Origin of the sequence: Amycolatopsis sp. A1MSW2902, from assembly GCF_017312175.1 — a bacterium.
Classification (GTDB): domain Bacteria; phylum Actinomycetota; class Actinomycetes; order Mycobacteriales; family Pseudonocardiaceae; genus Amycolatopsis; species Amycolatopsis nivea.
Genome location: NZ_QJPO01000001.1, coordinates 8,814,978 through 8,838,751 on the forward strand (window position 1 = coordinate 8,814,978; position 23,774 = coordinate 8,838,751).

Genomic DNA, 23,774 nt, shown 5'->3' on the forward strand with positions numbered 1-23,774 from the left:
GGGTGCGGGGGTGGTGTGGGTGCACTTCGAGTTGGGTGCATCGGTGGCGGTTTCGTTCGGGGTGGGGGTTGCGCCCCAATGTGGCATTGGGTGCATGTGACGCACCCAATGTGGCGTTCGGTGCATCTGACGCACCCAATGCCGCATTGGGGCGCATCCCGGGGCGGCGGGCGGGCGGTGGTCCGTGAAGGGCTCCTTGAGGGAATCTAGGTCTCTGAAGGAGCCCCTCACGGCCCGCCGACGGTCGTGAGGGGAACCCTGAGGGAATCAGAGTCAATAAGGGTGGCCCTCACGACCTATTGCCGGGAGCAGTGATCGCGCGCGAGCCCGGGGCGGCGAGCGAGAAGCGATTGCGCTGGTCAGGGGGCAGAGAGCGCAGTCTGGCCGCTGCACTGCCGTCAATCTGGCCGCTAGGTTGACTGCAATCTGGCCGCTACTGGGTCTTCAATCTGGCCGCTCCAGCTGCTTCAACCTGGCCGCCCAGCAGCGGCGGAGTGGTCAGCCGGGGAGCAGCTCCGCTAGGCGGTGTCGGGGGACGTCCACCAGGCGTAGGTCCGCCAAATCCTCTGGGACGTTCAGTGCGGCATTTGCCAGCCTCGCGTGGGCGCGGGTCAGCAGTTCGGACGGGTGGTCGACCAGGTCTGCGGCGACGATCGCGTGGCGGTTGTCGGGGGTGCTGCGGAGCAGGCGGAGGCGGTACTTGTCCGCGACCAGTGCGGTCAGTGCGGCTTGGGCGGCTGCGTCCGCCAGGTCGGGGTGATTGTTCGGCAGCAGCAGCGCCAGGCGTCGGGCGTTCGTGCCCAGCAGGGTGCGCAGTAGCCAGGGGCCTGGGTCGGCGGTGAGGTCCATCGCGACGGCATCGCCTTCTGGGCCGGACGTCGCCCAGCCGACGGGGCGCGTTTCCAGGGCCAGGCCGCCTTCGGAGGCGATTTCTCGGGCGGCCGCCAGGAGGCCCGGTTTGGTGCCGGCTGATTCGACTGATTGCGGGCCATGCGTGTAGATGGCGGAGCTTCCCTTGCGGGCGAACGATTTCTTCGCCTTCGCGGTCGGCTGGCAGACGTACAAGTCTGCCGCGCTGCCGATTGCTTGGGCGCCGGTGTAGCGGTTGAAGTCCGGGAGAATCGCCTCGTAGGTCAGGCCCAGGGTGGCGAGGGAGCGCTGCACTTGCGCGCCTAGCGCGGGGTGGCGCGGGCTGTAGCCGTAGGCCAGGAGGATTCGGCCTTCGGTGGGTTCGCGCAAGGCTTGCACTGCGCGGGCGGCGAAGAGGCCCATGCCTTCCGGTGTGTAGGGCGGGTCGCTGAAGACCAGGTCTGCTTTGCCGGTCAGGGCGGGAGGCAGGCCGACGCGCAGGTCGGCGTGGGCGGTGGCGATGGTGCGTTCGCCGGTGGTGTCCAGGTAGGACAGGACGCGTTCGTCCAGGTCCACTACGGACAGTTCGGCTTCCGGGCACACCGCGCGCACGGCTAGCGACGTCAGATCGTGGTCGCCGAGGAAGAGCACCTTGCTGCGGCGGAGGTCGTAGCGGGAGTTCAGCCACAACGCGCGGCGCAGCACGGTCTCCGGGGTCGCTTGCACGTGGTCCAGAGCCGCGAGCGGGGGTGGGACGGCGGCGATTCGTTCGGCCAGCATGGTGAGCAGGGCCGGTTGGGCGGCGACCGCGGCGTCGAGGGGGTCGGGCAGGGGCGGCAGGGAGTACGACGCGTAGGTGGCGCGTGCGGACGGGGCGATGCGGACGCCTGCGGGGGAGCGTTCCAGGTCCGGTTCCAGCGCTGCGAGAAGGTCTTCGACGCTTCGGCGCGGGGCGGCGGTGAGCCGCACTAGGTCGGCCAGTTCGTACGAGCCGCTGCGGAGCAGGGTGAGCACTTCGTAGAGCGGGCGGACGGCGGCGCCATGTGCGGCGAGGACGTCGTCTAGGGCGGTCACGGGGTCCGAGGGTAGTCGGCCACGCTGCGGGACAGGCTGCCAAGGCCGCGCGAGTGGGCTACCGTCGGACTCTGCACCAGGACGTGGGGAGAAGTCTGTGACCATCGAATTCCGAGACGTCGTCAAGCGCTATCCGGACGGCACGGTCGCGGTCGACGGCCTCTCGCTCACCGTGGAAGACGGCACGATCACGGTGTTCGTCGGTCCGTCCGGGTGCGGCAAGACGACCTCGCTGCGGATGATCAACCGGATGGTCGAGCCCACCTCCGGCGCGGTGCTGCTGGACGGCAAGGACGTCAGCGAAGGCGATCCGGCGGTGCTGCGCCGCGGCATCGGCTACGTGATCCAGCACGCCGGGCTCTTTCCACACCGGACAGTGCTCGACAACATCGCGACCGTGCCGCTGCTGTCCGGATGGGACAAACGCAAGGCGCGCGCCAGGGCGGCCGAGTTGCTCGAGACCGTCGGCCTGCCGACGGAACTCGGGAAGCGGTATCCGGCGCAGCTGTCCGGCGGGCAGCAGCAGCGCGTCGGCGTGGCTCGTGCGCTCGCCGCCGATTCGCCGGTGCTGCTGATGGACGAGCCCTTCTCCGCGGTCGACCCGGTGGTCCGCGAAGGGCTGCAGGACGAGCTGCTGCGGCTGCAATCCCAGCTGGGCAAGACAATCGTGTTCGTCACGCACGACATCGACGAGGCGGTGCGGCTCGGCGACAAGGTCGCGGTGATGCGCGTCGGCGGGAAGCTCGCGCAGTACGGGACACCGGCCGAGGTGCTGCGGCATCCGGTGGATGACTTCGTCGCGTCGTTCGTCGGCCGGGACCGCGGGTATCGCGGGCTTTCGTTCCTTCCGGCGAGCGGCGTCGAGGTTTCGCCGGCTCGGACGATCGAGCTCGGCAGCAAGATCGACGGCCCGTCGGAGGGCTGGCTGCTCGCGGTGAACGACGAGAAGCAGCCGCGCGGCTGGCTTCCGCCCGGCTCCACAGTGGACGGCCCGTTGGCGGAAACCGACCTCGTGGCAGGCGGATCGCTGTACGTGCAGGGCACGCCGATCCGCGGGGCGCTCGACGCGGCGCTGTCGTCGCCGGCCAGTCTCGGCGTCGTGGTGGACGACGAGAATCGCGTGCTCGGGACGGTGGTCGCGCACCAGGTCTTGGATGTAATCGAGGCCTCCCCGCAGGCGTCCTGATGGGCGACTTCTTCGGCGAACTCGGCCGGTATCTGTCGAGCTCCAACAACCGCGGCGAAATCCTCGCCAATCTGCTCGAGAACATCTATCTCGCGCTGGTGCCGCTGGTCGCGGGCATCGTGCTGGCGATCCTGCTCGGCTGGCTCGGGCATCGCTGGCGGCCCGCGCGCAGTGTGCTGCTGGTGGTGGGGAATCTGCTGTACACGATTCCGTCGCTGGCGCTTTTTGTGGTGATTCCCGGGATTATCGGGACGAAGATTCTCGACAGCGTCAACGTGATCGTCGCGCTGACTATCTACACCACCGCGCTGCTGGTGCGTCCGGTGCTCGACGCGCTGGAAGCCGTGCCGCCGCACATCGTCGCGGCTGCCACGGCGATCGGATATCGCGGGCCGCGCCGGTTCTTCAGCGTCGAACTGCCGCTCGCGGTGCCGGTGCTCGCGGCGGGGGTTCGGGTGGCGTCGGTGAGCAATATCAGCCTGGTGAGCGTCGGTGCGCTGATCGGGACCGGGGCGCTCGGCGTGCTGTTCACCGACGGGTTCCAGCGGGAGTACTTCTCGCCGATCGTGGTCGGGATCGTGCTGACGATGCTGCTCGCATTGATCGTCGACCTGCTGCTGGTGTTGCTGCGCAATCTGTTGACGCCTTGGGAGAGAGCGGGTCGCGCGCCGGCCGCGGAGGTGGCGGGATGATCGGCGACGTCTTCACCTGGTTCACCACCGCCGCGAACTGGCAGGGCACGGGCGGCATTCTCGCCCGGCTCGCCCAGCACGTCGGCTACATCGCGCTGGCGCTGGTCATCGCGTTGGTGATCGCGATCCCGATTGGACTGTTCGTCGGCCACACCGGCCGCGGCGGCGTCGTGCTGGTCGGGGTGGGCAATGCGATCCGCGCGCTCCCGACGCTCGGGCTCGTGACGTTCCTGTTCCTGCTCTTCACCGAAAGCACCACCGCGACCATCATCGGCCTGGTGGTGCTGGCGATCCCGCCGGTGCTGGCGGGCACGTACGCCGGCCTGCAGGCGGCCGAGCACGATGTCGTCGACGCCGCGCAAGGCATCGGGATGACCGGCTGGCAACGACTGTGGCAAGTCGAGGTGCCGATCGCGCTTCCGTTGGTACTGGGCGGAATCCGCAACGCGGTCCTGCAGCTGATCGCGACGGCCGCGGTAGCCGCGTACGTCGGGCTCGGCGGCCTCGGCCGGTTCCTGCTCGACGGACTGGCCATTTTGGACTACACCGAGGTCGTCGCGGGCGCGATTCTCACCGCGTTGCTGGCGATCGTGGTCGACCTGCTGCTCGCCGCCGCACAGCGAGCGTTAGTGCCCAAGGGAGTCCGGCTGGCCGCGCAAGCAGCGTCCGGCCGGGCAGCGGCCGCGGGAGGAGCAGCGTGAAACGGTGGGGGATCCTGGTGGCCGGGCTGGCGCTGCTGGCGTCGGCGTGCGGAAACCCGCTGTCCGGCGGCGGTGAGGGCGGCAGTACCGGCGACATCATCATCGGCGCGTCGGATGTCGGGGAAAGTTCCTTGCTGGCCCAGATTTATGCCGGGGCCTTGCGGAATGTCGGCGCGCACAACGTGACGGTGCGACCGCCGGTCGGCAGCCGCGAGGTCGTGGTGAAAGCGTTGCAGGACAAGTCTTTGTCCGTGGTGCCGGATTACTCCGGGAACCTGCTGCGGTATTTCGACAAGAACACTCCGGCGACGACGTCGGAAGATGTTTACGCACAGCTGAAGCAGAAAATCCCGGGCGGGTTCGAGGTTCTCGACCAGTCGCCCGCGCAGGACAAGGATTTGCTCGTGGTGGGCAAGGAACTCGCGGCCACCGGGGTGAAGACCTTTTCTGATCTGGGACCGCGCTGCAAGGACCTGGTGATGGGCGGGCCGGGGCAGTGGAGCAGCCGGTGGAAGGACCGGATCAAGCAGCTGTACGGGTGCGAGTTCAAGGAAATCCGCACGACGGATACCGGCGGGCCGGTGACGGTGGCGGCGTTGAAGTCGGGTGAGGTGCAAGTGGCGGACTTGTTCAGCACGTCGGCGACTATCGCGTCCAATGGGTTCGTGCCGCTGGAGGACGACAAGCACATGTTCCCGGCGCAGAACATCGTGCCGCTGGTGTCGCGGGGGACGTTGAATGCCGCTGAAACGGCTGCGCTGAACCGGGTTTCGGCGGCGTTGACTACGGAGCAGTTGACTGAGCTGAACGTGCAGTACACGGATGAGAAGCGGAACGCTAAGGATATCGCTGAGGAGTTCTTGCGGCGGAACGGGTTGGCGGCCTCGTGAGTGGCGTTGCCGGTTCTAACCGGATTCGCCACTCACGAGCGCTACCGCCTCAGAGCCGGTCGAAAGCCGCCGCGTAGCGGAACGCGCCGCGGTTTTCCGGGGTGTACGCGGCCAGCGGCAGCGCCTGAAAATGCGGGGCCCATTCCGGTACCGGCGGGGTCACGCCGAGCTTTTCGGCCATGACGAAGCCGAAGCGGGAGTAATAGCCTGGGTCGCCCAACAGCACGATCAGGCGGTAGCCGAGTGCGTTGGCGGCGCCGATCGTTGCGTGGACCAAAGCGGAGCCTGCGCCGCCGCGGTGGCGGTCCGGGTGGACGCCTAGCGGGCCGAAGCCGATGGCGGAGTTTGGGTCGTCGCCTAGGCGACCTGGGCTGGAGCAGGCGTGGCCGATGACTTCTCCGTCGCGGACGGCGACTAGCGAGAGGGCGGGGAGCAGATCGCCGTCGGCGGTGAGTTCGGTGACTAGTTTCGCTTCCGGCATTTCGCCGGTGACATCGGGATTGTGGACGCGGAACGCGGCGGTGTGCACAGCATGGATCGCTGGTGCGTCGGCGGCGGTCGACTGGCGGATCTGCATGCGCCCAGTTTCCCTGAGCGGCGGCTGGAGAGGAAATTCATTTTGGCGGGCCGCATTAGAGTGGGGGGTGATGAGCGAGGTGGCGATAGGGGCGGCGCACGGCGATCGGCTGGTGATCGACGTGCTGGGGCGGATGCATGCGGGGGCGGTCGATTTCTGGGACGGCAACTGGCTTTTCAGCCCGGTTGACCTGGTGGTCGGCGGGTTTTCCGCGCGGGTGCCCGCTGGGTTGCGGGCCGAGGAGTTGCGGAGTTTCCGGGAGCAGCTGGCGAAGGCGTATGCCGACTTCGGCGGGGTCGCTCGGCTGACGTCGATGGAGGAGTGGCTCGATCTGACGGTCACCGTCGCCAAATCCGGGAGGGTTGAGGTCGAGGGAACCGCGACCGACGGGCGGGGGAACCGGCTGTCGTTTCGGATCGGCGAGCTTGATCAGTCTGATCTGCCGGTGATCATCGACGGGTTGGCGTCGATCGAGGCGGAGTTTCCGGTGCTAGGCCGTGACGGTTTGGGGAGCGATCCGGGCCGGGCGGTCGTCTCGCATGAAGAGGAGGACCGCGGCTCCCACGAGCGGTCCGGCGGCCAGGGTAAGGAACGCTGAATAGAACGAGCCGGTCGCGTGGAAGACCGGGCCGACGACGGCGGGCACGATGACGCTGCCCAGTTGCCAGAAGGCGTTCACCGCGCCAGCGGCGGAACCGGCTAGGCGGACACCGGTCAACGCGGGGATCATGGCAGCGGTCAGCGGGCTGTAGGCGTACGCGCCGATGCCGAGAATCGGGGCTACCACTAGGAAAGCGCTGTAACTGCTCAGAGAGCCGAAGACGAGCAGAGCGCCACCGAACAGGATGAGGACGGCGATGATGGGGATTCGCCTGCCCAGGCCGACTTTGTCGGTGAGCCAGCCGATCAGCGGTTTGATCACTACCGCTGTGCCGGAGAAGATGACCAGGACTACACCGGCCCGTACGGGGTCGATGTGTTCGCCGCGGATCATCAGCGTGTTGGACCACGTGACGAAACCGTAGGTGCCCCACAGGCCGCCGAAACCGGCTAAGCCCAGCAGCAGCAGGTCGCGGTTGCGGAAGAGCGGGCGGGGGTCCGGCAAACCGCGGCGGGTGGACGTGGCGACGTTGCCGTTGCGGATGAAGACCAGGCACAGCAGGCCGAGTACGACGGTGACGCCGCCGAAGAGGTGGTACGACACTGGCCAGCCGCTGGTTTTCACGAGCGTGGGCACGACCGCGTTGGCTACGACTGTGCCCAGCGAGGTCGCGGTCATGAAGATGCCGCTCGCGAGTCCGTGCTCCTCCGGGCGGAACCAGGTGGTGATCAGCTTCAGTCCGGCGGAGAAGTCGACTCCCGCGAACAGGCCCAGCAGAGCTTGCAGGACCAGGCCCCAGGCGATGGACGTGGTCGAGCCGAACCCCACCATGAGCGCGCCTGCGACGAAGGAGCTGATGCCCAGGATCGCGCGGCTGCCGAGCCAGTCGGAGAGGAAGCCGCCGGCGGTGTTGGAGATGACGTAGCCGATGTAGTGGCAGGTGGCGAAGATCCCGAGCGCGGCCAGCGGGACGCCGAGCGAATCGCTGACCGCCGAGGACGCGGGGCCCCAGGTCGACCGGTCCACCGAGGTCATCGTGAACACAGCCCAGCAGAGCAGCAGGACGACCCAGCGATAGCGGCTCGGCATGGGGCCTCCTTCGACCTGACGGATGATCAGGGAAGGTTCCCGTTACCGGCGGTCGCGGGTCAAGCCAAGGCATCCTGACGGTGCAACTCGGCCCGGATCGCCCGGACGTCGTGGGCTCGGCCGCCGACGTACTGGGCGGCGGCGATCCCCGCGGCGTGGCCGGTCGCGAAGGCGGTGCCCATGACGCGGACGGAGGCGTACGCGTCGTCGTCGGAGCTGGTCAGGCGGCCGGCTGCCCAGAGGTTCGCGGTGTCGGCGGAGCAGATCGCGCCGTAGGGGAGGTCGTACCAGCCTCGGTCGGCGATCGGTTCGTAGCGGGTGACGCCGGGGCCCGCGTGGTCTTCGATCGGCCAGCCGCAGCGGCCGATGGACACGTCGGGGCGTTTGCGGGCGGTCAGGACGTCGCGGCCGGTGAGCTGTTCGCGGCCGACCAGGTGGCGGCCTTCGCGGATGCCTAGCTGGGGACCGGTTTCTTCGAGGCGCGCTGACGACCAGCCGGCGAGGTGTTTGCGCAGGGCGTCCAGGTATTGCCATGCCTGGCGTCGCGCGTTGGCTTCGTCGCGGCTCAGCGAGGCGGCGTCCAGGACGTCGGTTTGTTCATCCACCAGGAGGGCGATTACGTTGCGGGTCAACGGAAGGTGCACGGCGATGCCGTAGTCGCGGGGCAGCTGGACGCCGGTTTCCCGTTGGTACGCGGCGACGGCGGCGCGCAGGCCCTCGCGCGAGAGGTCCGCGTCTTCGGAGACACCGGAGAACCGGCAGACGAGCGTGCTGGTTTGCCGGTCGCGCAGCGGGGCGACGCGGACGGCGGCTCCGGCGGCGGCCAGGAGTGCGCCGTCGCCGCTGGCGTCGACGAACGCGCCGGCGGTGACCCGTTCCCGGCCGCCGCGGTGGTGCAGTTCGACCTCGGTGACGATGCCGTGCGTCCGCCGCGCGCCGATGAGCTTGGTGTGCAGGAGGACGTCCACGCCGGCGTCGGCGGCCAGCTCGTCGTACACCAGTTTGGTGGTTTCCAGGTCGAGCAAGACGATCTTGTTGCCGGTCCAGCCCATCGTCTTCTCTTCGTAGGCGCCCCGGCGCCGCAGCCGCCGCAGCACCTCCTCGCCGACGCCCGCGACGACCTGCTGGCCGGTCTGGTCGAAGAAACCGCAGAGGGTCAGCACGGAACTGATCGTCGCCGCGCCGCCAAGGTACGGGTACTGCTCGACCAGCAGCACCCGCGCCCCGGTGCGCGCCGCCCCGGCAGCGGAGGCGATACCCCCAGCACCGCCTCCGACTACGACGACGTCGTAGTGCACTCCAGCCCTCCTCGGGTGTTTGGCACCCAGTGAACTGGGTCCGGCGGTGACGTCGCCACTGCCTATCCGGCACCCCGGGCATACCCGCAAGGTATATCTATGAAGATCAGAAAGTATGAAACTCATACAAGTTGGCGTACGCTCGGGGCATGGACACGAAGGCAGCCGGATACCGGCGCAAGGTCAACACGATCAACCGGGTCATCACCGCCCTGCAGCGCGCGGGGCTCGCGTTCGGGCCGATGGAACTGCTCACCGTCCCCGGGCGGCGCAGCGGCGAGCCGCGGACGTTTCCGTTGGCGGTATTGAAAGTCCAGGGCGGGGAGTACCTGATCCAGGCGTTCCCGAAGGCGGCGTGGGTGGCGAACGTCCGCGCGGCGGGGGAGGGCACGTTGTCGCGGGGACGGCGATCGCGACGGGTGCGGTTCGCGGAGCTGCCGGTCGCGGAGCGGGGGCCGGTGCTGCGAGAGGTGGTCGCGGACGGGCCGCCGAGCGTGGGGCGACGTTACGTCACGACGGGGCTGGCGGAGTCGCCGACGCCGGACGGGGTGGCGGCTGCTGCGGGGAGGATCGCGGTTTTTCGGGTGGAAACGATCTGAGGACGGCGAAGGCCGGGTGGGCGGAGGCAGTCGGGTCGCAGTCGTGAGTGGCGATGCCGGTTAGAACTCGCCAGGCCCAGGAAACGGCGAAGGCCGCCGCGGGAACGAGTCCCGCGGCGGCCTTCTGCGTAACTGAGGATCAGTCGAACGCCTTGGCGATCAGCGCCTTCTGCTCGACGTCGTGCACCTTCGACGAACCCGCCGACGGGGCGGCCATCGGGCGGCGCGCCACCACGTCGAGGCCGGTGAAGAACTCCGGGAACTTCCGGGGCAGGTTGAGGCCGAAGAACGGCCACGCGCCCTGGTTTTCCGGCTCCTCCTGGACCCACGCGATCTGGCTGGCGTTCGAGTAGCGCTCCACCGCGGCCAGCAGCTTCTTCTTCGGCAGCGGGTAGTACTGCTCGATCCGCACGATCGCGACGTCGTCCGCGCCGCGCTTCTCGCGCTCGGCCACCAGCTCCCAGTAGAGCTTGCCCGAGGTGAGCAGCACCTTGCGGACCTTCGCCGGGTCCTGCGTGGCGTCGTCGATCACCGACATGAAGCGGCTCTGGCCGGTGAAGTCCTCGACCGTCGACGTCGCCGCCTTGTTGCGCAGCATCGACTTCGGGGTGAAGACGATCAGCGGACGCTGGATGCCGTCGAGGGCGTGCCGGCGCAGCAGGTGGAAGTAGTTCGCCGGGGTGGACGGCACCGCGACGGTCATCGACGCTTCCGCGCACAGCGACAGGAACCGCTCGATCCGGCCGGACGTGTGGTCCGGGCCCTGGCCCTCGTGGCCGTGCGGCAGCAGCAGCACGACGTCCGAGCGCTGGCCCCACTTGGCCTCGCCGGAGGAGATGTACTCGTCGATCACGGTCTGCGCGCCGTTGACGAAGTCGCCGAACTGCGCTTCCCACATCACCAGCGCCTCGGAGTTCGCCACCGAGTAGCCGTACTCGAAGCCGACGGCCGCGTACTCCGACAGCGCCGAGTCGTAGATCATCACGCGGCCCTGGCCGTCGGCCAGGTGCTGCAGCGGCGAGTACTCCTGGCCGTTCTTGCGGTCGATGAACACCGAGTGCCGCTGGGTGAACGTGCCGCGCCGGGAGTCCTGGCCGGACAGCCGCACGAGACGGCCTTCCAGCGCCAGCGACCCGAACGCCAGCAGTTCGCCGAACGCCCAGTCGACGCCGCCCTCGCGCGACATCTTGTGCCTGCGCTCCATGACCGGCTTGACCCGCGGGTGCGGGGTGAAGCCCTCGGGCAGGTTGACGAACGCGTCGCCGATCTTCTCGACGACCTCGCGCGACACGGCGGTGGTGACCTTCGCCGGGATCTGCTGCTCGCCCTCGACCGACGGGCTCGCCTTCGCCGGGTGCTTCTCGAGTTCGCGCACCTCGTTGAAGACGTGCTCGAGCTGGCTGGAGAAGTCGCGCAGCGCGGCCTCGGCCTCTTCGACGGAGATGTCGCCCCGGCCGATCAGCGATTCGGTGTAGATCTTCCGGACCGAACGCTTCGTGTCGATGATGTCGTACATCGCCGGCTGCGTCATCGAGGGGTCGTCGCCCTCGTTGTGGCCGCGGCGGCGGTAGCAGATCAGGTCGATCACGACGTCCTTGTGGAACGCCTGGCGGTAGTCGACCGCCAGCTTCGCGACCCAGTGCGCGGCCTCGGGGTCGTCGCCGTTCACGTGGAAGACCGGCGCGCCGATCATCTTCGCGACGTCCGTGGCGTACTGGCTCGACCGCGAGTGCTCCGGCGCGGTGGTGAAGCCGACCTGGTTGTTGACGACCACGTGCACGGTGCCGCCGGTGCGGTAGCCGCGCAGCAGCGCCAGGTTCAGGGTCTCGGCCACGACGCCCTGGCCCGCGAAGGCCGCGTCGCCGTGCATCAGGACCGGCAGCACGGTGTAGCCCTCGCCGCCCTTGTCGAGGACGTCCTGCTTGGCGCGGACGATGCCCTCGAGGACCGGGTCGACGGTCTCCAGGTGCGACGGGTTGGACGCCAGCGAGACCCGGGTCTCCCCGTCGCCGAACATCCGGAAGTACTTGCCCTCGGCGCCGAGGTGGTACTTCACGTCGCCGGAGCCGTGCGCCTGGCCCGGGTCGAGGTTGCCCTCGAACTCCTGGAAGATCTGGCTGATCGGCTTGCCGACGATGTTCGCCAGCACGTTCAGCCGGCCGCGGTGCGGCATGCCGATGACGACCTCGTCGAGCTCGGCCTCGGCGGCCTTGTCGAGCACCGTGTCCAGCAGCGGGACCAGGGTCTCGCCGCCTTCCAGCGAGAACCGCCGCTGGCCGACGTACTTGGTCTGGAGGAAGGTCTCGAACGCCTCGGCAGCGTTGAGCTTCGACAGGATGTACTTCTGCGCGGACGGCTCCGGCTTGCTGTGCCGGACCTCGACGCGCTCCTGGATCCAGCGCCGCTCCTCGGGGTCGAGGATGTGCGTGTACTCCACGCCGACCGTGCGGCAGTAGGAGTCGCGCAGCACGCCGAGGATGTCGCGCAGCTTCATCCGCTCGCGGCTGGAGAAGTCGCCGACGGCGAACTCGCGGTCCAGGTCCCACAGGGTCAGGCCGTGGCTGAGCACGTCGAGGTCGTGGTGGCTGCGCTGGCGGTAGTTCAGCGGGTCGGTGTCGGCCATCAGGTGGCCGCGCATCCGGAACGCCTCGATCAGCTCCATGACGCGCGCGGTCTTGTCGACCGGGCCGTCCGGGATGTCGGCGACCCAGCGGATCGGCTCGTACGGCAGCCGCAGGCTGGTGAAGACGTCGTCGTAGAAGCCGTCCTCGCCGAGCAGCAGTTCGTGAATGCGCTTCAGGAACTCGCCGGACTCCGCGCCCTGGATGATGCGGTGGTCGTACGTCGAGGTCAGCGTCATGATCTTGCTGACCGCGAGGTCGACGAGGGTCTTCTCGCTGGTGCCCTCGAACGACGCCGGGTACTGCATCGCGCCGACGCCGATGATCGCGCCCTGACCCGCCTGCAGCCGCGGCACCGAGTGGTTCGTGCCGATGCCGCCCGGGTTGGTGAGCGAGATGGTGGTGCCCGCGAAGTCGTCCGCGGTGAGCTTGTTCGTGCGGGCCTTCTTGACGATCTCCTCGTAGGCCTGCCAGAACTGCATGAAGGTCATGTTCTCGGTGGCCTTGATGGAGGCCACGACGAGAGTGCGGGAGTCGTCCTTGCCCTTCATGTCGATGGCAAGCCCGAAGTTGACGTGCTCCGGCGTGATCGCGAACGGCTTCCCGTCGATCAGCTTGTAGTGCCGGTTCATGTTCGGGAAGTCCTTCAGCGCCCGCACCATGGCGTAGCCGATGAGGTGCGTGAAGGAGATCTTGCCGCCGCGGGTGCGCTTGAGGTGGTTGTTGATGACGATGCGGTTGTCCGCCATCAGCTTCGCCGGGACCGCGCGCACGCTGGTCGCGGTGGGCACGGAAAGCGAGGCGTCCATGTTCTTGGCGATCGCCGCCGCGGCGCCGCGCAGCTGCTTGGACTCCGGCTCGGCGTCCTTCGCCGGAGCGGACTTGGCGGGCGCGGAAGCCGCGGGCTTCGCGGCCGGGGCGGGCTTGGCCGGGGCCTTGGCCGCCGGGGCGGGCGCTGCCTTGGCGGCCGGAGCCGCCGGGGCCTTCGCGGCGGGGGCGGCGGGCTTGGCGGCGGGGGCCGCCTTGGCTTCCCCGTTCCCTTCCGCCTGGGTGCCGTTGCCGCCCGGAGTGGGCTTGTAGTCGGCGAAGAAATCGTGCCAGGCGGCGTCTACCGACTGGGGGTCCGCGAGAAACCGCTCGTACATTTCTTCGACGAGCCACTCATTGGCACCGAACTGCGATGCGGGACTGCTGCTGGCCACGGCTGGCTCTCGCCTCTATCCATTCTCGATCCGATATCACAAGCATCTGCTGACCGCCAGGCTAGTCCCCTGCCGGTGGCCCGAAACACGCCACCTGGACGCTCGTGAGACAGGTCATTGTCTGGATCGGTTGAGAGGCCCAGCCTGACAGACAGCAGGGCCCACCGTACGCGTCGCAAGGGCCGAATGCCGTCACCTCGGCCGGTTTGGGGTGATCCCGGACACAGCGCCGGCCCTCGCGTCAGCCCGCCGCGGCGGGCAGCGAACGCACCGGTGCTGGTCCGAACCACGCGCGCAGGGCTTCGCGCAGATCGGCGGGATCGGTGTCCGGGCTTTCGGCGAGCCAGGCGACGTGCCCGTCCGGGCGGAGCAGGAAGGCGGCGGGGACGTCGCTGGTGCACGGGGTGCCGGACACGAGGTCGAGCCGGTCGAGCCACGGCGCGGCGGTGCGGGCGACAGCGGGGCCGTCGGTGAGGTCGACGAGCACGCCGCGGCCGGAGTGCAGGAGCTTCATCGTGGTCGTCGCGGCGCCGTCCGCGACGATCGACCACTCCGGCACCCGTGTCCCGGCCAGCGGGTGGTCCGAGGCGGGGAAGGTCGGGTAGCGCACGTCGAGCGCGGTGATCATCTCCGCGAGGTAGCGGTTGACCTCGTCGAACTCCATCAGCGTCCCGAACAGCTCGCGCAGCGGGCCGATCTCCGGGCGCGGGTCCATCAGGGCGAGCTGGGCCTGGGTGTTGAAGCAGACGCGCGCGCCGACCGGGTGGCGTTCGTCGTGGTAGGTGTCGAGCAGCCGGTCCGGGCTGCCGTTGACGACCGCGGCGAGCTTCCAGCCGAGGTTCACCACGTCCTGGATGCCGGTGTTGAGGCCCTGTCCGCCCGCCGGGAAGTGCACGTGCGCCGCGTCGCCGGCGAGCATGACCCGGCCCTTGCGGTACTGCGCGGCCTGCCGGGTCGCGTCGCCGAAGCGCGAGAGCCACACCGGGTCGCGCATCGGGAGTTCCTGGTCGGTGACCCGCTTGACCGAAGCGGCGAGTTCCTCCAGTTCGACCGGGTCGTCGCGGTGCGCGGTCGGCGGACGGAACTCGACCGACACCACGCGGTAGAGGTCGCCGCCGAGCGGGACCGTGCCGAACACGCCGCCCTTGCAGCGGGCCAGGTGCGGGCCGTCAGGCACCTGGTCGAGGTGGACGTCGGCGAGCATCGCGTCGATGTTGGAGGCGGTGCCGGGGAAGTCGATGCCGGCCAGTTTGCGGACCAGGCTGCTGCCGCCGTCGCAGCCGACGAGGTAGCGGGAGCGGATCCGGTACTCGCCGTCCGGGCCGGTCACGGTGGCGACCACCGCGTCGGGCCCGTTCTCCAGTTCGGTGAGCCGGTGCCCGCGGCGGATCTCGACGTCCAGTTCCCGCGCGCGTTCTTCGAGGATCGCCTCGGTGCGCGACTGCGGCACCATCAGCGCGTACGTGTGGCGCCCGTTGAGCTTGCTGAGGTCGAGCAGCCGCATGCCGGCGAAGTGCCCCTTCGGCCACACCGGCGCGCCCTCGCTGAAGCGGGGCAGCAGGCCGCGCTGGTCGAGCACCTCGACGGTGCGCGAGTGCAGGCCGAGCGCACGGGACTGCCCGCTCGGCTCGGCGAGCCGCTCCAGCACCAGCACCCGCCCCGGCCGCAGCCCGAGTTCGCTCGCGAGCATCAGCCCGACCGGGCCGCCGCCCACGATCACCACGTCGTACTCGACATCCATCCCGGTGCTCCCCATGTGTCCGTGCCTGTGCTCACCCTGTTGTCAGCAAGGACAAGCCTGGAGCACCGCGCGGGTCCGCGGCTATACGCGCTGTGCTGGGGATTCAGCGCTAGCCGAGCGGTCTTGGACGGTCTCCGGGACGGCCTGAGCGGGGCGTCGGCGGAGGTCGAGAGCGTGTTGAGGGGCCTTCGAGACCCGGCCGGAAGCATCGCCGCACACGAAGGTTTCCGCGGCTGTCGTGCGCGCGGAGCACAAAAACGGAAGGCAGGTACGACCCGGGATGACTGCCCACACCACCGTGGACGCGCAGGCGATCGGCCGCCTCAACATGCTGTTCACCCAGTCGAAGATCCTGCACAGCGCGGTCGAGCTGGGAGTGTTCGAGTTGCTGGCGGACGCGCCGCGGACGATCGATGAGATCCGCCGGGAACTCGGTCTGCACCAGCGGTTCACCGGCGATTTCGTCCAGGCGCTGGCCGCGCTCGGCCTGCTGGAGCGCGACGGCGAGAAGTTCAGCAACGCGCCTGCGGCCGCGGAGGTGCTCGTGCCGGGCGCGTCCGGCGGCGGCTACCTCGGCGCGCGGGTCCGCACGACGTCGCAGCGGCACTACGCGATGTGGGGCAAGCTGTCCGAGGCGCTGCGCGACGGCGAGCCGAAAGCGGACATCGGCGGGCACGGCGCGTTCGCCAAGCTGTATGAGGATCCGGTGCGTGCCAAGGCTTTCCTGGTGCACATGGACGCGAACAACGCGTTGGTCGCGCCGCAGCTGGCCGAGCACGTGGACTGGTCGGAGTACAAGAGCTTCGTCGACGTCGGCGGCGCGCGCGGCAACGTAGCGGCGCAGTTGTGCCTCGCGCACCCGCATCTGCAGGGCGGCGTGTTCGAGCTGCCGCCGATCGAACCGCACTTCGACGAGCTGATGGCGGAACTGGGCGTCGCGGACCGGGTCACGTTCCATCCCGGCGACTTCTTCGAGACGCCGCTGCCGGAGACCGACGTCGTCGTGTTCGGCCACGTGCTGCACGACTGGGACCCGCAGCGGCGCGTGGAGCTGTTGGTGCGGGCCAAAAACGCGGTGCCGAGCGGGGGCGCGGTCGTGGTGTACGACCAGATCCTCGACGCCGAGAACCCGGATCTGCGCAGCCTGGTCGGCAGCATCAACGTCGGACTGATCACCGACGGCGGTTCCGAGTACACCGTGCCGCAGCTGCGCGAGTGGCTGGCCGAGGCCGGGTTGGAATTCCGCGCCGCCACCACTCTGCCGAAGGGCAACGACACCGTTGTGGTCGCGGTGAAACCGTGAGTGCGCAAGCCCTGGTGGTCGGCGCCGGGCCGGTCGGGCTGACCGCGGCGCACGAACTGGCCCGGCGCGGCGTGCGGGTGCGGATCGTGGACCGAGCCGCCGGTCCGGCGGTGACCAGCCGGGCGCTGGCGACGCATCCGCGTTCGCTGGAGATCTACGACCAGATGGGCGTGCTCGACGACCTGCTGCCGCGCGGACAGCAGGTGCGCGCGTTCACGATTCACATGCGCGGCAAGCGAATGGTCGGTCTCCGGGCGGACTACTCGCGGTTGCCGACGCGCCTGCCGTTCACGTTGATGGTCGACCAGGTCATCACGGAGGAGGTGCTGCGGACCGCGCTGGCCAAGCAGGGCGTCGAGGTCGAATGGGGCGTCGCGCTGGCCGACTTCACCGATACCGGAGACGGCGTCCGGGTGCGGCTCGAACGCGACGGCGAGATCGAGGAAACCTCGGCGGACTGGCTGGTCGGCTGCGACGGCGGGCACAGCGCGGTGCGCAAGAAGCTGGGGCTGAAGCTCGAAGGCAACTCGTCGGAGACCTGGCTGATCGCCGACGCGCAGGCGGACACCGCGTTGCCGCGCGACAGTATTCATCTGATCCGGACCCCGGGCGGTTCGGTGATGATGGTGCCGTTCCCGGACGAGGGCAAATGGCGGCTGCTCGACACCCGGGATGTCGAGTACTCCGGCTCGGGCGACGACGCGGCGGTCGCGCGGCGGTTCTCGGAGAAGGTGTCCGCGGCGACCGGGGTGCCGACCGTGGTTTCCCCGCCGTCGTGGGTTTCGGTGTTCTCCATCCAGCAGCGGATGGTGCCGTCGATGCGGTCCGGCCGCTGTCTGGTCGCTGGCGACGCCGCGCACGTGCACAGCCCGGCGTCCGGTCAGGGGATGAACACCGGCGTCCAGGACGCGTACAACCTCGCGTGGAAGCTGGCGATGGTGATCGACGGGCACGCCGACGAGCAGTTGCTCGACAGCTACTCGCGCGAGCGCGTGCCGGTGGGCGCGGAGTTGCTGCGTACCACGAAGAAGGCGACTTTCCTGGTACAGCTGAAAAATCCCTACGTCGCCGCGGTGTTGCCGGTGGCGTTCGGTGTGATGCGCAACGTTTCGGCGCTGCGTGGCAAGCTGGAACGCAAGATCATGGGCGGAATGTCCGCACTGGGCCTTTCCTATGGCGACGGTCCCGCGGCGGCCGGGCCTGGACCGCGACCGGGCGAGCGGCTGTCGGTCGTCGCCGGTGCGGACGCGGAAACCCCGGCGTGGCAGGCGTTGCTGGCGCAGTTGCGCGAACCGGGCTGGACGCTGGTGCTCGGCCCGGACGCGGAGCGAGCCGAACTGCCGTCCGTGGGCGGCTGGCTGGTACCGCAGGTGGCGGGCCCGGGCGGGGACCTGCCGGACGCCGACGGCGCGTTGCGGCGGTCGCTCGGCCTTTCGGCGACGGGCTGGATCCTGACGCGCCCGGACGGCTACGTGGCCGACCGCGGCGACCGGATGTCCGCCGCTGTCGTGCGCGCCGTCTTGCGGCACGCGCACATCTCTGCCTGAGGAGCGGAACGTCCGTGAAGGACTCCTTGAGGGAACATGATTCCCTCAAGGAGTCCTTCACGGACCTGAGGAAACTGGAGTGAAGGTGGATCTGGGGCTGACCGGCAAGGTCGTGCTGGTGACCGGCGGCAGCGGCGGGATCGGGGCCGAACTCGCGCGTACGTTCGCCGCGGAAGGGGCCAAGGTCGCGGTGACCTACCGGGCCAACCGCGAGGCGGCCGAGGAGGTCGCGCGCGAGTGCGGGCCGGACCGCGGGCTGGCCGTGCACTACGACCTGACCGAACTGGCCAGCGTGGACGCGGCGGTCGAGACCGTGGAGCGGCACTGGGGCCCGGTGGACGTGCTGGTCGCGAATGCGATCAGTCCCGGCGCGCTGCGCAAGCCGGGAAAATTGTTCGAAGAACTACCTACGGAGGATTGCGCTTCGTTCATCAATGTGAATATCGCGCCGGTGTTCCACACAGTGGCGAAGGTGCTGCCCGGTATGCGCGCGAAAAAATGGGGACGGATCGCATTTATCTCGTCGCGCGCGGCGACCGCGGGCAAGCCGGGCCGCGAGGCTTATGGGGCGGTGAAGTCCGCATTGCACGGTTTCGCCACGAGCCTCGCCTGGGACGTCGGCCGTGACGGAGTGCTGGTCAACACCATTCTTCCTGGCCTGACCGTCACTCCCCGTGTTGCGCAACAGGTTCCGGCCGAGATGCTGGAGCGCGAGCGAGCCATCACGCCCAGTGGCCGATTGAGCTGTCCGGGTGATGTCGCACAACTCGCAGTGTTCCTGTGTTCGGCCGCCAACGGCAATACGAACGGACAGTTCGCAGAAGTATCAGGCGGACGTTAAGTTTTTCCCGCCCGGGATCAGGAAGCCGTTTCTCTGCTAGCGTCGCTGGCGTCTCACTGGGGGAAAGCGAAGCACGCGGGCAGCTGCCTGGCGTGCTCTTTCGGCAGGTATCTGGGGGTCGGATGCAGATCGCAATATTGGGACCGTTGGCCGTACGCGCGGACGGAGTGGGCAAGACGCCGTCCGCGCCGAAGCTCCGCACGGTGCTGGCCATGCTCGCACTGAACGCCAACCGGGCAGTGCACTTCGAGCAGTTCGTCGAGGAGCTGTGGGAGAACAACCCTCCGGCGAGCGCGGCCACGACGTTGCAGACCTACGTCTACCAGCTGCGCAAATCGCTGCGCCTGGCCGGTTCGGCCGAGGACGGAGCGACAGTGCTGCTGACGCGCCCGCACGGTTATGAACTGCAGGTGCCGCGGGCGGACGTGGTCGACGCGGTGCGCTTTTCGGCGCTGCTCGACCAGGCTCGGGACCGGCACGACGCCGGTGATCTCGAAGCCTGTGCCGAGCTGGCCAGACAGGCGCTCGCGCTGTGGCGCGGGGCCGCGCTCTCCGATCTCCCGCTCGGCCCGACCCTCGCCGCGCGGGCGACTCAGCTGGAGGAGAGCCGCAAGGCGGCGCTTGACCTGCGGTTCGAGGCCGAACTGGCGCTGGGCAGGCACCGGCGCGTGGTCGACGAGCTCGCCGGGGTGGTCAAGGCGAATCCGACGCACGAGGCGTACTCGGCGAAGCTGATGGTCGCGCTCTACCGCTGCGGCCGCCGGGTCGAGGCGCTCGACGTCTACCACCGGGTGCGCAGCGATTTCATCGCGCAGCTGGGCATCGAACCGTCGGCGACCCTGCGTTCGGTGCACCAGCAGATCCTGGTGGACGATCCCGCGCTCACCCTTCCGGCCCCGCGCGGCGCCAGTGTGAGTGAAGCCACAACTGGTCTAGACAATGGGCAAACCGGGCAGACCACGCAAAATGAGCGCACTGCGGAAGTAGCCGTCCGGAGTATCGACGACAACGACACCGTGACTGAGAGCAGTGTCGTCGAAGTGGTTTCCGTCGTGCGTGCCGATGCGGAGGGTGATCTGGTCCCGCTGCGGCCCGCGGCGCCGGAGGTGCTGGGGCCGAATCACCTCCCGTCCGACGTGCCCGACTTCGTCGGCCGGGACGAGGAGATCCGCGAGCTGGTGCGGCGGTGTTCCGCCGCGCGCACCAAGCTCACCGGCGGCAGCACGGTCGTGGAGATCACCGGCGGGCCGGGGGCGGGCAAGACCGCGCTGCTTGTGCACGTCGCGCACCGGGTCCGCGCGACGTTCCCGGACGGGCAGATCTTCGTGTCGCTGACGCCGGTGCACCGCGGCGAGGAGACGATGGCCGACGTGCTCGCCGGCTGCCTGCGCGCGTGCGGCGTTCCGCTGTCGCCGTCGCCCTCGATGTCGGAGTTGGTGAACGTCTACCGCGACTACACCGCCACCCGGCGGCTGCTGGTCGTCGTGGACGACGCCGCCCGGTCTTCCGAAGTGGATCTGTTGCGCCCCAGCGGTTCCGGCAGTTTGCTGCTGGTCGCGAGCAGGCGGCGGCTGTACCTGCGCGGCGTGGTCGCGCCGGTCAATCTGCCGCCGCTGACGGTCAACGAATCGCTGGAGCTGCTCGGCCAGTTCATCGGGCGGCGGCGGATGCTGGAGGACCTCGACTGCGCCAGCGCGCTGGTGCGGATGTGCGGCAGGCTGCCGCTGGCCGTCGCGGCGGTCGGCGGGTACCTGGCCTACCGGCCGGCCTGGTCGTTGCGCCGGATGCACGACCGGCTGTCCCGCGATCCCGGTGCGGTGCTTCGGTTGCCGTGCGGGGAAGGCACGGTCGACGCGAGCGTCCGGGCGAGTTACCGGACGCTGTGCGGTCCGGCGCAGGAAGCGTTCCGGCAGCTGGCGAGCATCGACGAGTTCACCGTGCCGGACGCGGTCAAGCTCCTCGGCCGCCCTGGAGAACTGGTGCGCGAAGTGCTCGAGGACCTCGAATCCGCCGGGCTGGCCGAGGAAATCGGCGAACGCGGCGGTTCGGGACCGCACCGGTACCACGACGCGGAGTCCAATGTAGACGTTCTGCGGCCGTCCACGGCGGACGCGGTCTACTGCGTTCCCCGGCTCCCGTCGTTCGCCGGCCGTTGGCTGGCGAGGGAAGCCGAGCCCGCAGCACGCGAGGCCGCGGTCGCCACCGGCTGAGAACGAGGCGGGGTCGAATCCGGCTGGAGCGCGTTCGACCCCGCTTCGATCCGTCTTGGACACCCCGGGCCCAGACTCGACAACAGCGACGTCGGGCGCTCGGAGCGCGAAGGGCAGGTGCAGACGGAGTGAGTACGAGTGCGGGGCACCCCGGGGCAGCGGGAGTGCCGGCGCGGCACGGCGGCGGAGGTCCGCGGCGGGCGGTGATCACCGGGATAGGCGTTGTGGCGCCGGGGAAACCGGGACGCGAACCGTTCTGGGACATGGTGTCGGGCGGGCGGACCGCCACCCGGCCGGTGTCGTTCTTCGACGCCTCCCAGTTCCGCTCGCGGATCGCCGCCGAATGCGATTTCGATCCGGAGGCGGCGGGGCTCGGTCCGCAGCAGGTGCGGCGGATGGACCGGGTGGCCCAGTTCGCGGTGGCGTGCACGCGGGAGGCGCTGGCCGACGCGGGGCTCGCACCGTCCGATGTGGACCCGTACCGGACCGGGGTTTCGATCGGCAGCGCGGTCGGAGCCACGATGAGCCTCGAACGCGAGTACGTCGTGGTGAGCGACGGCGGCCGGAAGTGGGAGGTCGACGCGGACTACGCGGTGCCGCATCTGTTCGACCAGTTCGTGCCGAGTTCGATGGCCAAGGAAGTGGCCTGGGAAGCGGGCGCGGAAGGATCGGTGCAGGTCATCTCGACCGGGTGCACGTCCGGATTGGACTCGGTGGGCCACGCGCGGGACCTGATCGCCGAGGGCAGCGCGGACGTCGTCCTCGCGGGCGGTTCGGACGCGCCGATCTCGCCGATCACCGTGGCGTGCTTCGACGCGATCAAGGCGACCTCGCCGCGCAATGACGAGGCGGCGACGGCGTCGCGTCCGTTCGACAACACCCGCAACGGGTTCGTGCTCGGCGAGGGCGCGGCGGTGTTCGTGGTGGAGGAACTGGGCCGGGCGCTCGCCCGCGGGGCTCGGATCTACGGCGAGATCGCCGGGTTCGCCACGCGGTGCAACGCCTACCACATGACCGGGTTGCGGGCGGACGGCGTGGAAATGACCGAGGCGATCCGGCAGGCGATGGGCCAGGCGCGGGTGACGCCGGAAGCGATCGGCTACGTCAACGCGCACGGTTCGGGCACGAAGCAGAACGACCGGCACGAGACGCAGGCGTTCAAGAATTCGCTGGGAGAACACGCTTATCGCGTCCCGGTGAGCTCGATCAAGTCGATGGTCGGGCATTCGCTCGGCGCGATCGGCTCGATCGAGATCGCCGCCAGCCTGCTCGCCATGCGCGACGGGCTGCTGCCGCCGACGGCCAACCTCAACGAACCCGACCCGGAGCTCGACTTGGACTACATTCCTTTGGTGGCACGAGAAGCCGTGGTGGACACGGTGCTGACGGTCGGCAGCGGGTTCGGCGGGTTCCAGAGCGCCATGGTGCTCACCAGCAACGTCGGCGGTCCGGCATGAACGCGGTGATCACCGGGCTCGGCGTGCTCGCGCCGACCGGAAGCGGGGTCAAGCAGTTCTGGGAAGCCACCCTCGAAGGGGCCAGCGGAATCGGCCCGGTGACCCGGTTCGACGCTTCGAGTTACCCCAGCACGCTCGCCGGCGAGGTCGCCGGGTTCAGCGCGAAAGGCATCCTGCCCAGCCGGTTGCTGCCGCAGACCGACCATTCCACACGGATGTCGCTCGTGGGCGCGGAATGGGCGCTGGCCGACGCCGGCGTCGACCCGGAGGCGCACGACGGGTTCGACCTCGCGGTGATCACCGCCAGTTCGGCGGGCGGCTACGAGTTCGGGCAGCGCGAACTGCAGAACATGTGGAGCAAGGGCGGCAAGTACGTCAGCGCGTACCAGTCGTTCGCGTGGTTCTACGCGGTCAACACCGGGCAGATCTCCATCCGGCACGGCATGCGCGGGCCGGGTGCGGTGGTGGTGTCCGAACAAGCCGGCGGGCTGGACGCGATCGGAAAGGCCCGGCGCGCGGTGCGTTCCGGGACCGCGGTCGCGCTGACCGGCGGCATCGACAGCGCACTGTGCCCGTGGGGCTGGGCGGCGATGCTGACCTCCGGACGGCTCAGCACGAGCAGCGAACCGGCGAAGGCTTATCTGCCGTTCGATCGGTCCGCCGCCGGGTACGTGCCCGGCGAGGGCGGCGCGGTGCTCGTGCTGGAACCGGCGGACTCGGCGCGGGACCGGCAGCCGCCGTACGCCGAGATTGCCGGATACGCGTCCACTTTCGACCCGAAACCGGGCAGCGGGCGTCCGCCGGGACTGCGGCGGGCGATCGAACTCGCCCTGACGGACGCGGGCATTTCCGCCGCCGAGGTCGACGTCGTTTTTGCCGACGCGGCCGGGGATCTCGTGCTCGACCGTGAAGAAGCCGAGGCGGTCAGCGCGGTGTTCGGCGAACGCGGTGTCCCGGTCACCGCGCCAAAAGCCGGGGTCGGCCGGTTGGCCGCGGGCGGGGCCGGGCTGGACGTCGCGTGCGCGGCGCTGGCGATCCGGCACGGCGTGGTGCCGCCGACGCCGAACGTCTCGGATCCGGTGCCGGAGCACGGGATCGACCTGGTCACCGGTGCCGCGCGGGAAACGCCGGTGCGGGCCGCGGTCGTCCTCGCCCGCGGCATCGGCGGCCACAACGCCGCGCTCGTGTTGCGCGGAGTGTGAGGGAAGACTTTTCAAGATCACCCGAACGGCCGAACCGCAAAGCCTTGTCCAGCAAGAAGAACCCACTGACAGCCGCATTCGCGCGGCAGGAGGA

General features: G+C 69.3%; 18 protein-coding genes. 12 read left to right on the top strand and 6 right to left on the bottom strand.

Annotated features, from left to right (window positions below; genetic code table 11):
• Positions 1–498: 498 nt before the first annotated feature.
• Entirely contained in the window at positions 499–1,923 is a 1,425-nt protein-coding gene (locus DMP23_RS41300; RefSeq protein ID WP_337824194.1) for a bis-aminopropyl spermidine synthase family protein, read from the bottom strand.
• Between the two features lie 97 nt (positions 1,924–2,020).
• On the opposite strand from DMP23_RS41300, the gene DMP23_RS41305 reads away from it, so the two are divergent.
• From DMP23_RS41305 to DMP23_RS41320, 4 genes are read left to right on the top strand one after another with little or no spacing between them, the layout of a single operon-like run.
• Positions 2,021–3,109: an ABC transporter ATP-binding protein gene (locus DMP23_RS41305; protein ID WP_037817227.1), complete on the top strand. Its 1,089-nt coding sequence runs from the start codon at positions 2,021–2,023 to the stop codon at positions 3,107–3,109.
• Entirely contained in the window at positions 3,109–3,801 is a 693-nt protein-coding gene (locus DMP23_RS41310; protein ID WP_134728109.1) for an ABC transporter permease, read from the top strand. The genes DMP23_RS41305 and DMP23_RS41310 overlap by 1 nt, the downstream gene beginning before the upstream one ends.
• Entirely contained in the window at positions 3,798–4,502 is a 705-nt protein-coding gene (locus DMP23_RS41315; RefSeq protein ID WP_037817223.1) for an ABC transporter permease, read from the top strand. The genes DMP23_RS41310 and DMP23_RS41315 overlap by 4 nt, the downstream gene beginning before the upstream one ends.
• Positions 4,499–5,392: an ABC transporter substrate-binding protein gene (locus DMP23_RS41320; protein WP_037817221.1), complete on the top strand. Its 894-nt coding sequence runs from the start codon at positions 4,499–4,501 to the stop codon at positions 5,390–5,392. Before DMP23_RS41315 ends, DMP23_RS41320 begins: the two co-directional genes overlap by 4 nt.
• Before the next feature lie 49 nt (positions 5,393–5,441).
• Here the strand turns inward: DMP23_RS41320 and DMP23_RS41325 are convergent, their stop codons facing one another.
• Complete coding sequence (locus tag DMP23_RS41325; protein ID WP_037817220.1) at positions 5,442–5,969, bottom strand: GNAT family N-acetyltransferase; 528 nt, start codon at positions 5,967–5,969, stop codon at positions 5,442–5,444.
• A gap of 70 nt (positions 5,970–6,039) precedes the next feature.
• On the opposite strand from DMP23_RS41325, the gene DMP23_RS41330 reads away from it, so the two are divergent.
• Positions 6,040–6,567, top strand: a complete 528-nt coding sequence (locus DMP23_RS41330; protein WP_337824195.1) for a WapI family immunity protein — start codon at positions 6,040–6,042, stop codon at positions 6,565–6,567.
• Here DMP23_RS41330 and DMP23_RS41335 read toward each other — a convergent pair.
• Positions 6,460–7,659 (bottom strand): MFS transporter, encoded by a 1,200-nt coding sequence (locus DMP23_RS41335; protein WP_337824196.1) that lies wholly within the window; start codon positions 7,657–7,659, stop codon positions 6,460–6,462. The genes DMP23_RS41330 and DMP23_RS41335 overlap by 108 nt on opposite strands.
• Positions 7,660–7,718: 59 nt before the next feature.
• Positions 7,719–8,957, bottom strand: coding sequence for an FAD-dependent oxidoreductase (locus tag DMP23_RS41340; RefSeq protein ID WP_337824197.1), 1,239 nt, complete (start codon positions 8,955–8,957; stop codon positions 7,719–7,721).
• A gap of 149 nt (positions 8,958–9,106) precedes the next feature.
• Here DMP23_RS41340 and DMP23_RS41345 point away from each other — a divergent pair, with 149 nt between their 5' ends.
• Positions 9,107–9,556 (top strand): nitroreductase family deazaflavin-dependent oxidoreductase, encoded by a 450-nt coding sequence (locus DMP23_RS41345; protein WP_134728112.1) that lies wholly within the window; start codon positions 9,107–9,109, stop codon positions 9,554–9,556.
• Between the two features lie 139 nt (positions 9,557–9,695).
• Here DMP23_RS41345 and DMP23_RS41350 read toward each other — a convergent pair whose 3' ends face one another.
• Both DMP23_RS41350 and DMP23_RS41355 read right to left on the bottom strand, forming a co-directional pair.
• Positions 9,696–13,379: a multifunctional oxoglutarate decarboxylase/oxoglutarate dehydrogenase thiamine pyrophosphate-binding subunit/dihydrolipoyllysine-residue succinyltransferase subunit gene (locus tag DMP23_RS41350; protein ID WP_078870629.1), complete on the bottom strand. Its 3,684-nt coding sequence runs from the start codon at positions 13,377–13,379 to the stop codon at positions 9,696–9,698.
• A 241-nt stretch (positions 13,380–13,620) separates the two neighbouring features.
• Positions 13,621–15,120, bottom strand: coding sequence for an FAD-dependent monooxygenase (locus DMP23_RS41355; RefSeq protein WP_337824198.1), 1,500 nt, complete (start codon positions 15,118–15,120; stop codon positions 13,621–13,623).
• A 280-nt stretch (positions 15,121–15,400) separates the two neighbouring features.
• On the opposite strand from DMP23_RS41355, the gene DMP23_RS41360 reads away from it, so the two are divergent.
• From DMP23_RS41360 to DMP23_RS41385, 6 genes are all read left to right on the top strand, one after another.
• A complete protein-coding gene (locus tag DMP23_RS41360; protein WP_134728114.1) occupies positions 15,401–16,423 on the top strand; it encodes a methyltransferase in 1,023 nt (340 codons plus the stop codon).
• Positions 16,420–17,970, top strand: a complete 1,551-nt coding sequence (locus DMP23_RS41365) for an FAD-dependent oxidoreductase (RefSeq protein ID WP_337824199.1) — start codon at positions 16,420–16,422, stop codon at positions 17,968–17,970. Before DMP23_RS41360 ends, DMP23_RS41365 begins: the two co-directional genes overlap by 4 nt.
• A gap of 79 nt (positions 17,971–18,049) precedes the next feature.
• Entirely contained in the window at positions 18,050–18,811 is a 762-nt protein-coding gene (locus tag DMP23_RS41370) for an SDR family NAD(P)-dependent oxidoreductase (RefSeq protein WP_337824200.1), read from the top strand.
• Positions 18,812–18,957: 146 nt separating this feature from the next.
• On the top strand, positions 18,958–21,021 hold the full coding sequence (locus DMP23_RS41375) for an AfsR/SARP family transcriptional regulator (protein WP_337824201.1): 2,064 nt from the start codon (positions 18,958–18,960) through the stop codon (positions 21,019–21,021).
• Positions 21,022–21,224: 203 nt separating this feature from the next.
• Positions 21,225–22,478, top strand: coding sequence for a beta-ketoacyl-[acyl-carrier-protein] synthase family protein (locus DMP23_RS41380; RefSeq protein WP_337824505.1), 1,254 nt, complete (start codon positions 21,225–21,227; stop codon positions 22,476–22,478).
• Positions 22,475–23,680, top strand: a complete 1,206-nt coding sequence (locus DMP23_RS41385) for a ketosynthase chain-length factor (protein ID WP_337824202.1) — start codon at positions 22,475–22,477, stop codon at positions 23,678–23,680. The genes DMP23_RS41380 and DMP23_RS41385 overlap by 4 nt, the downstream gene beginning before the upstream one ends.
• Positions 23,681–23,774: the final 94 nt, after the last annotated feature.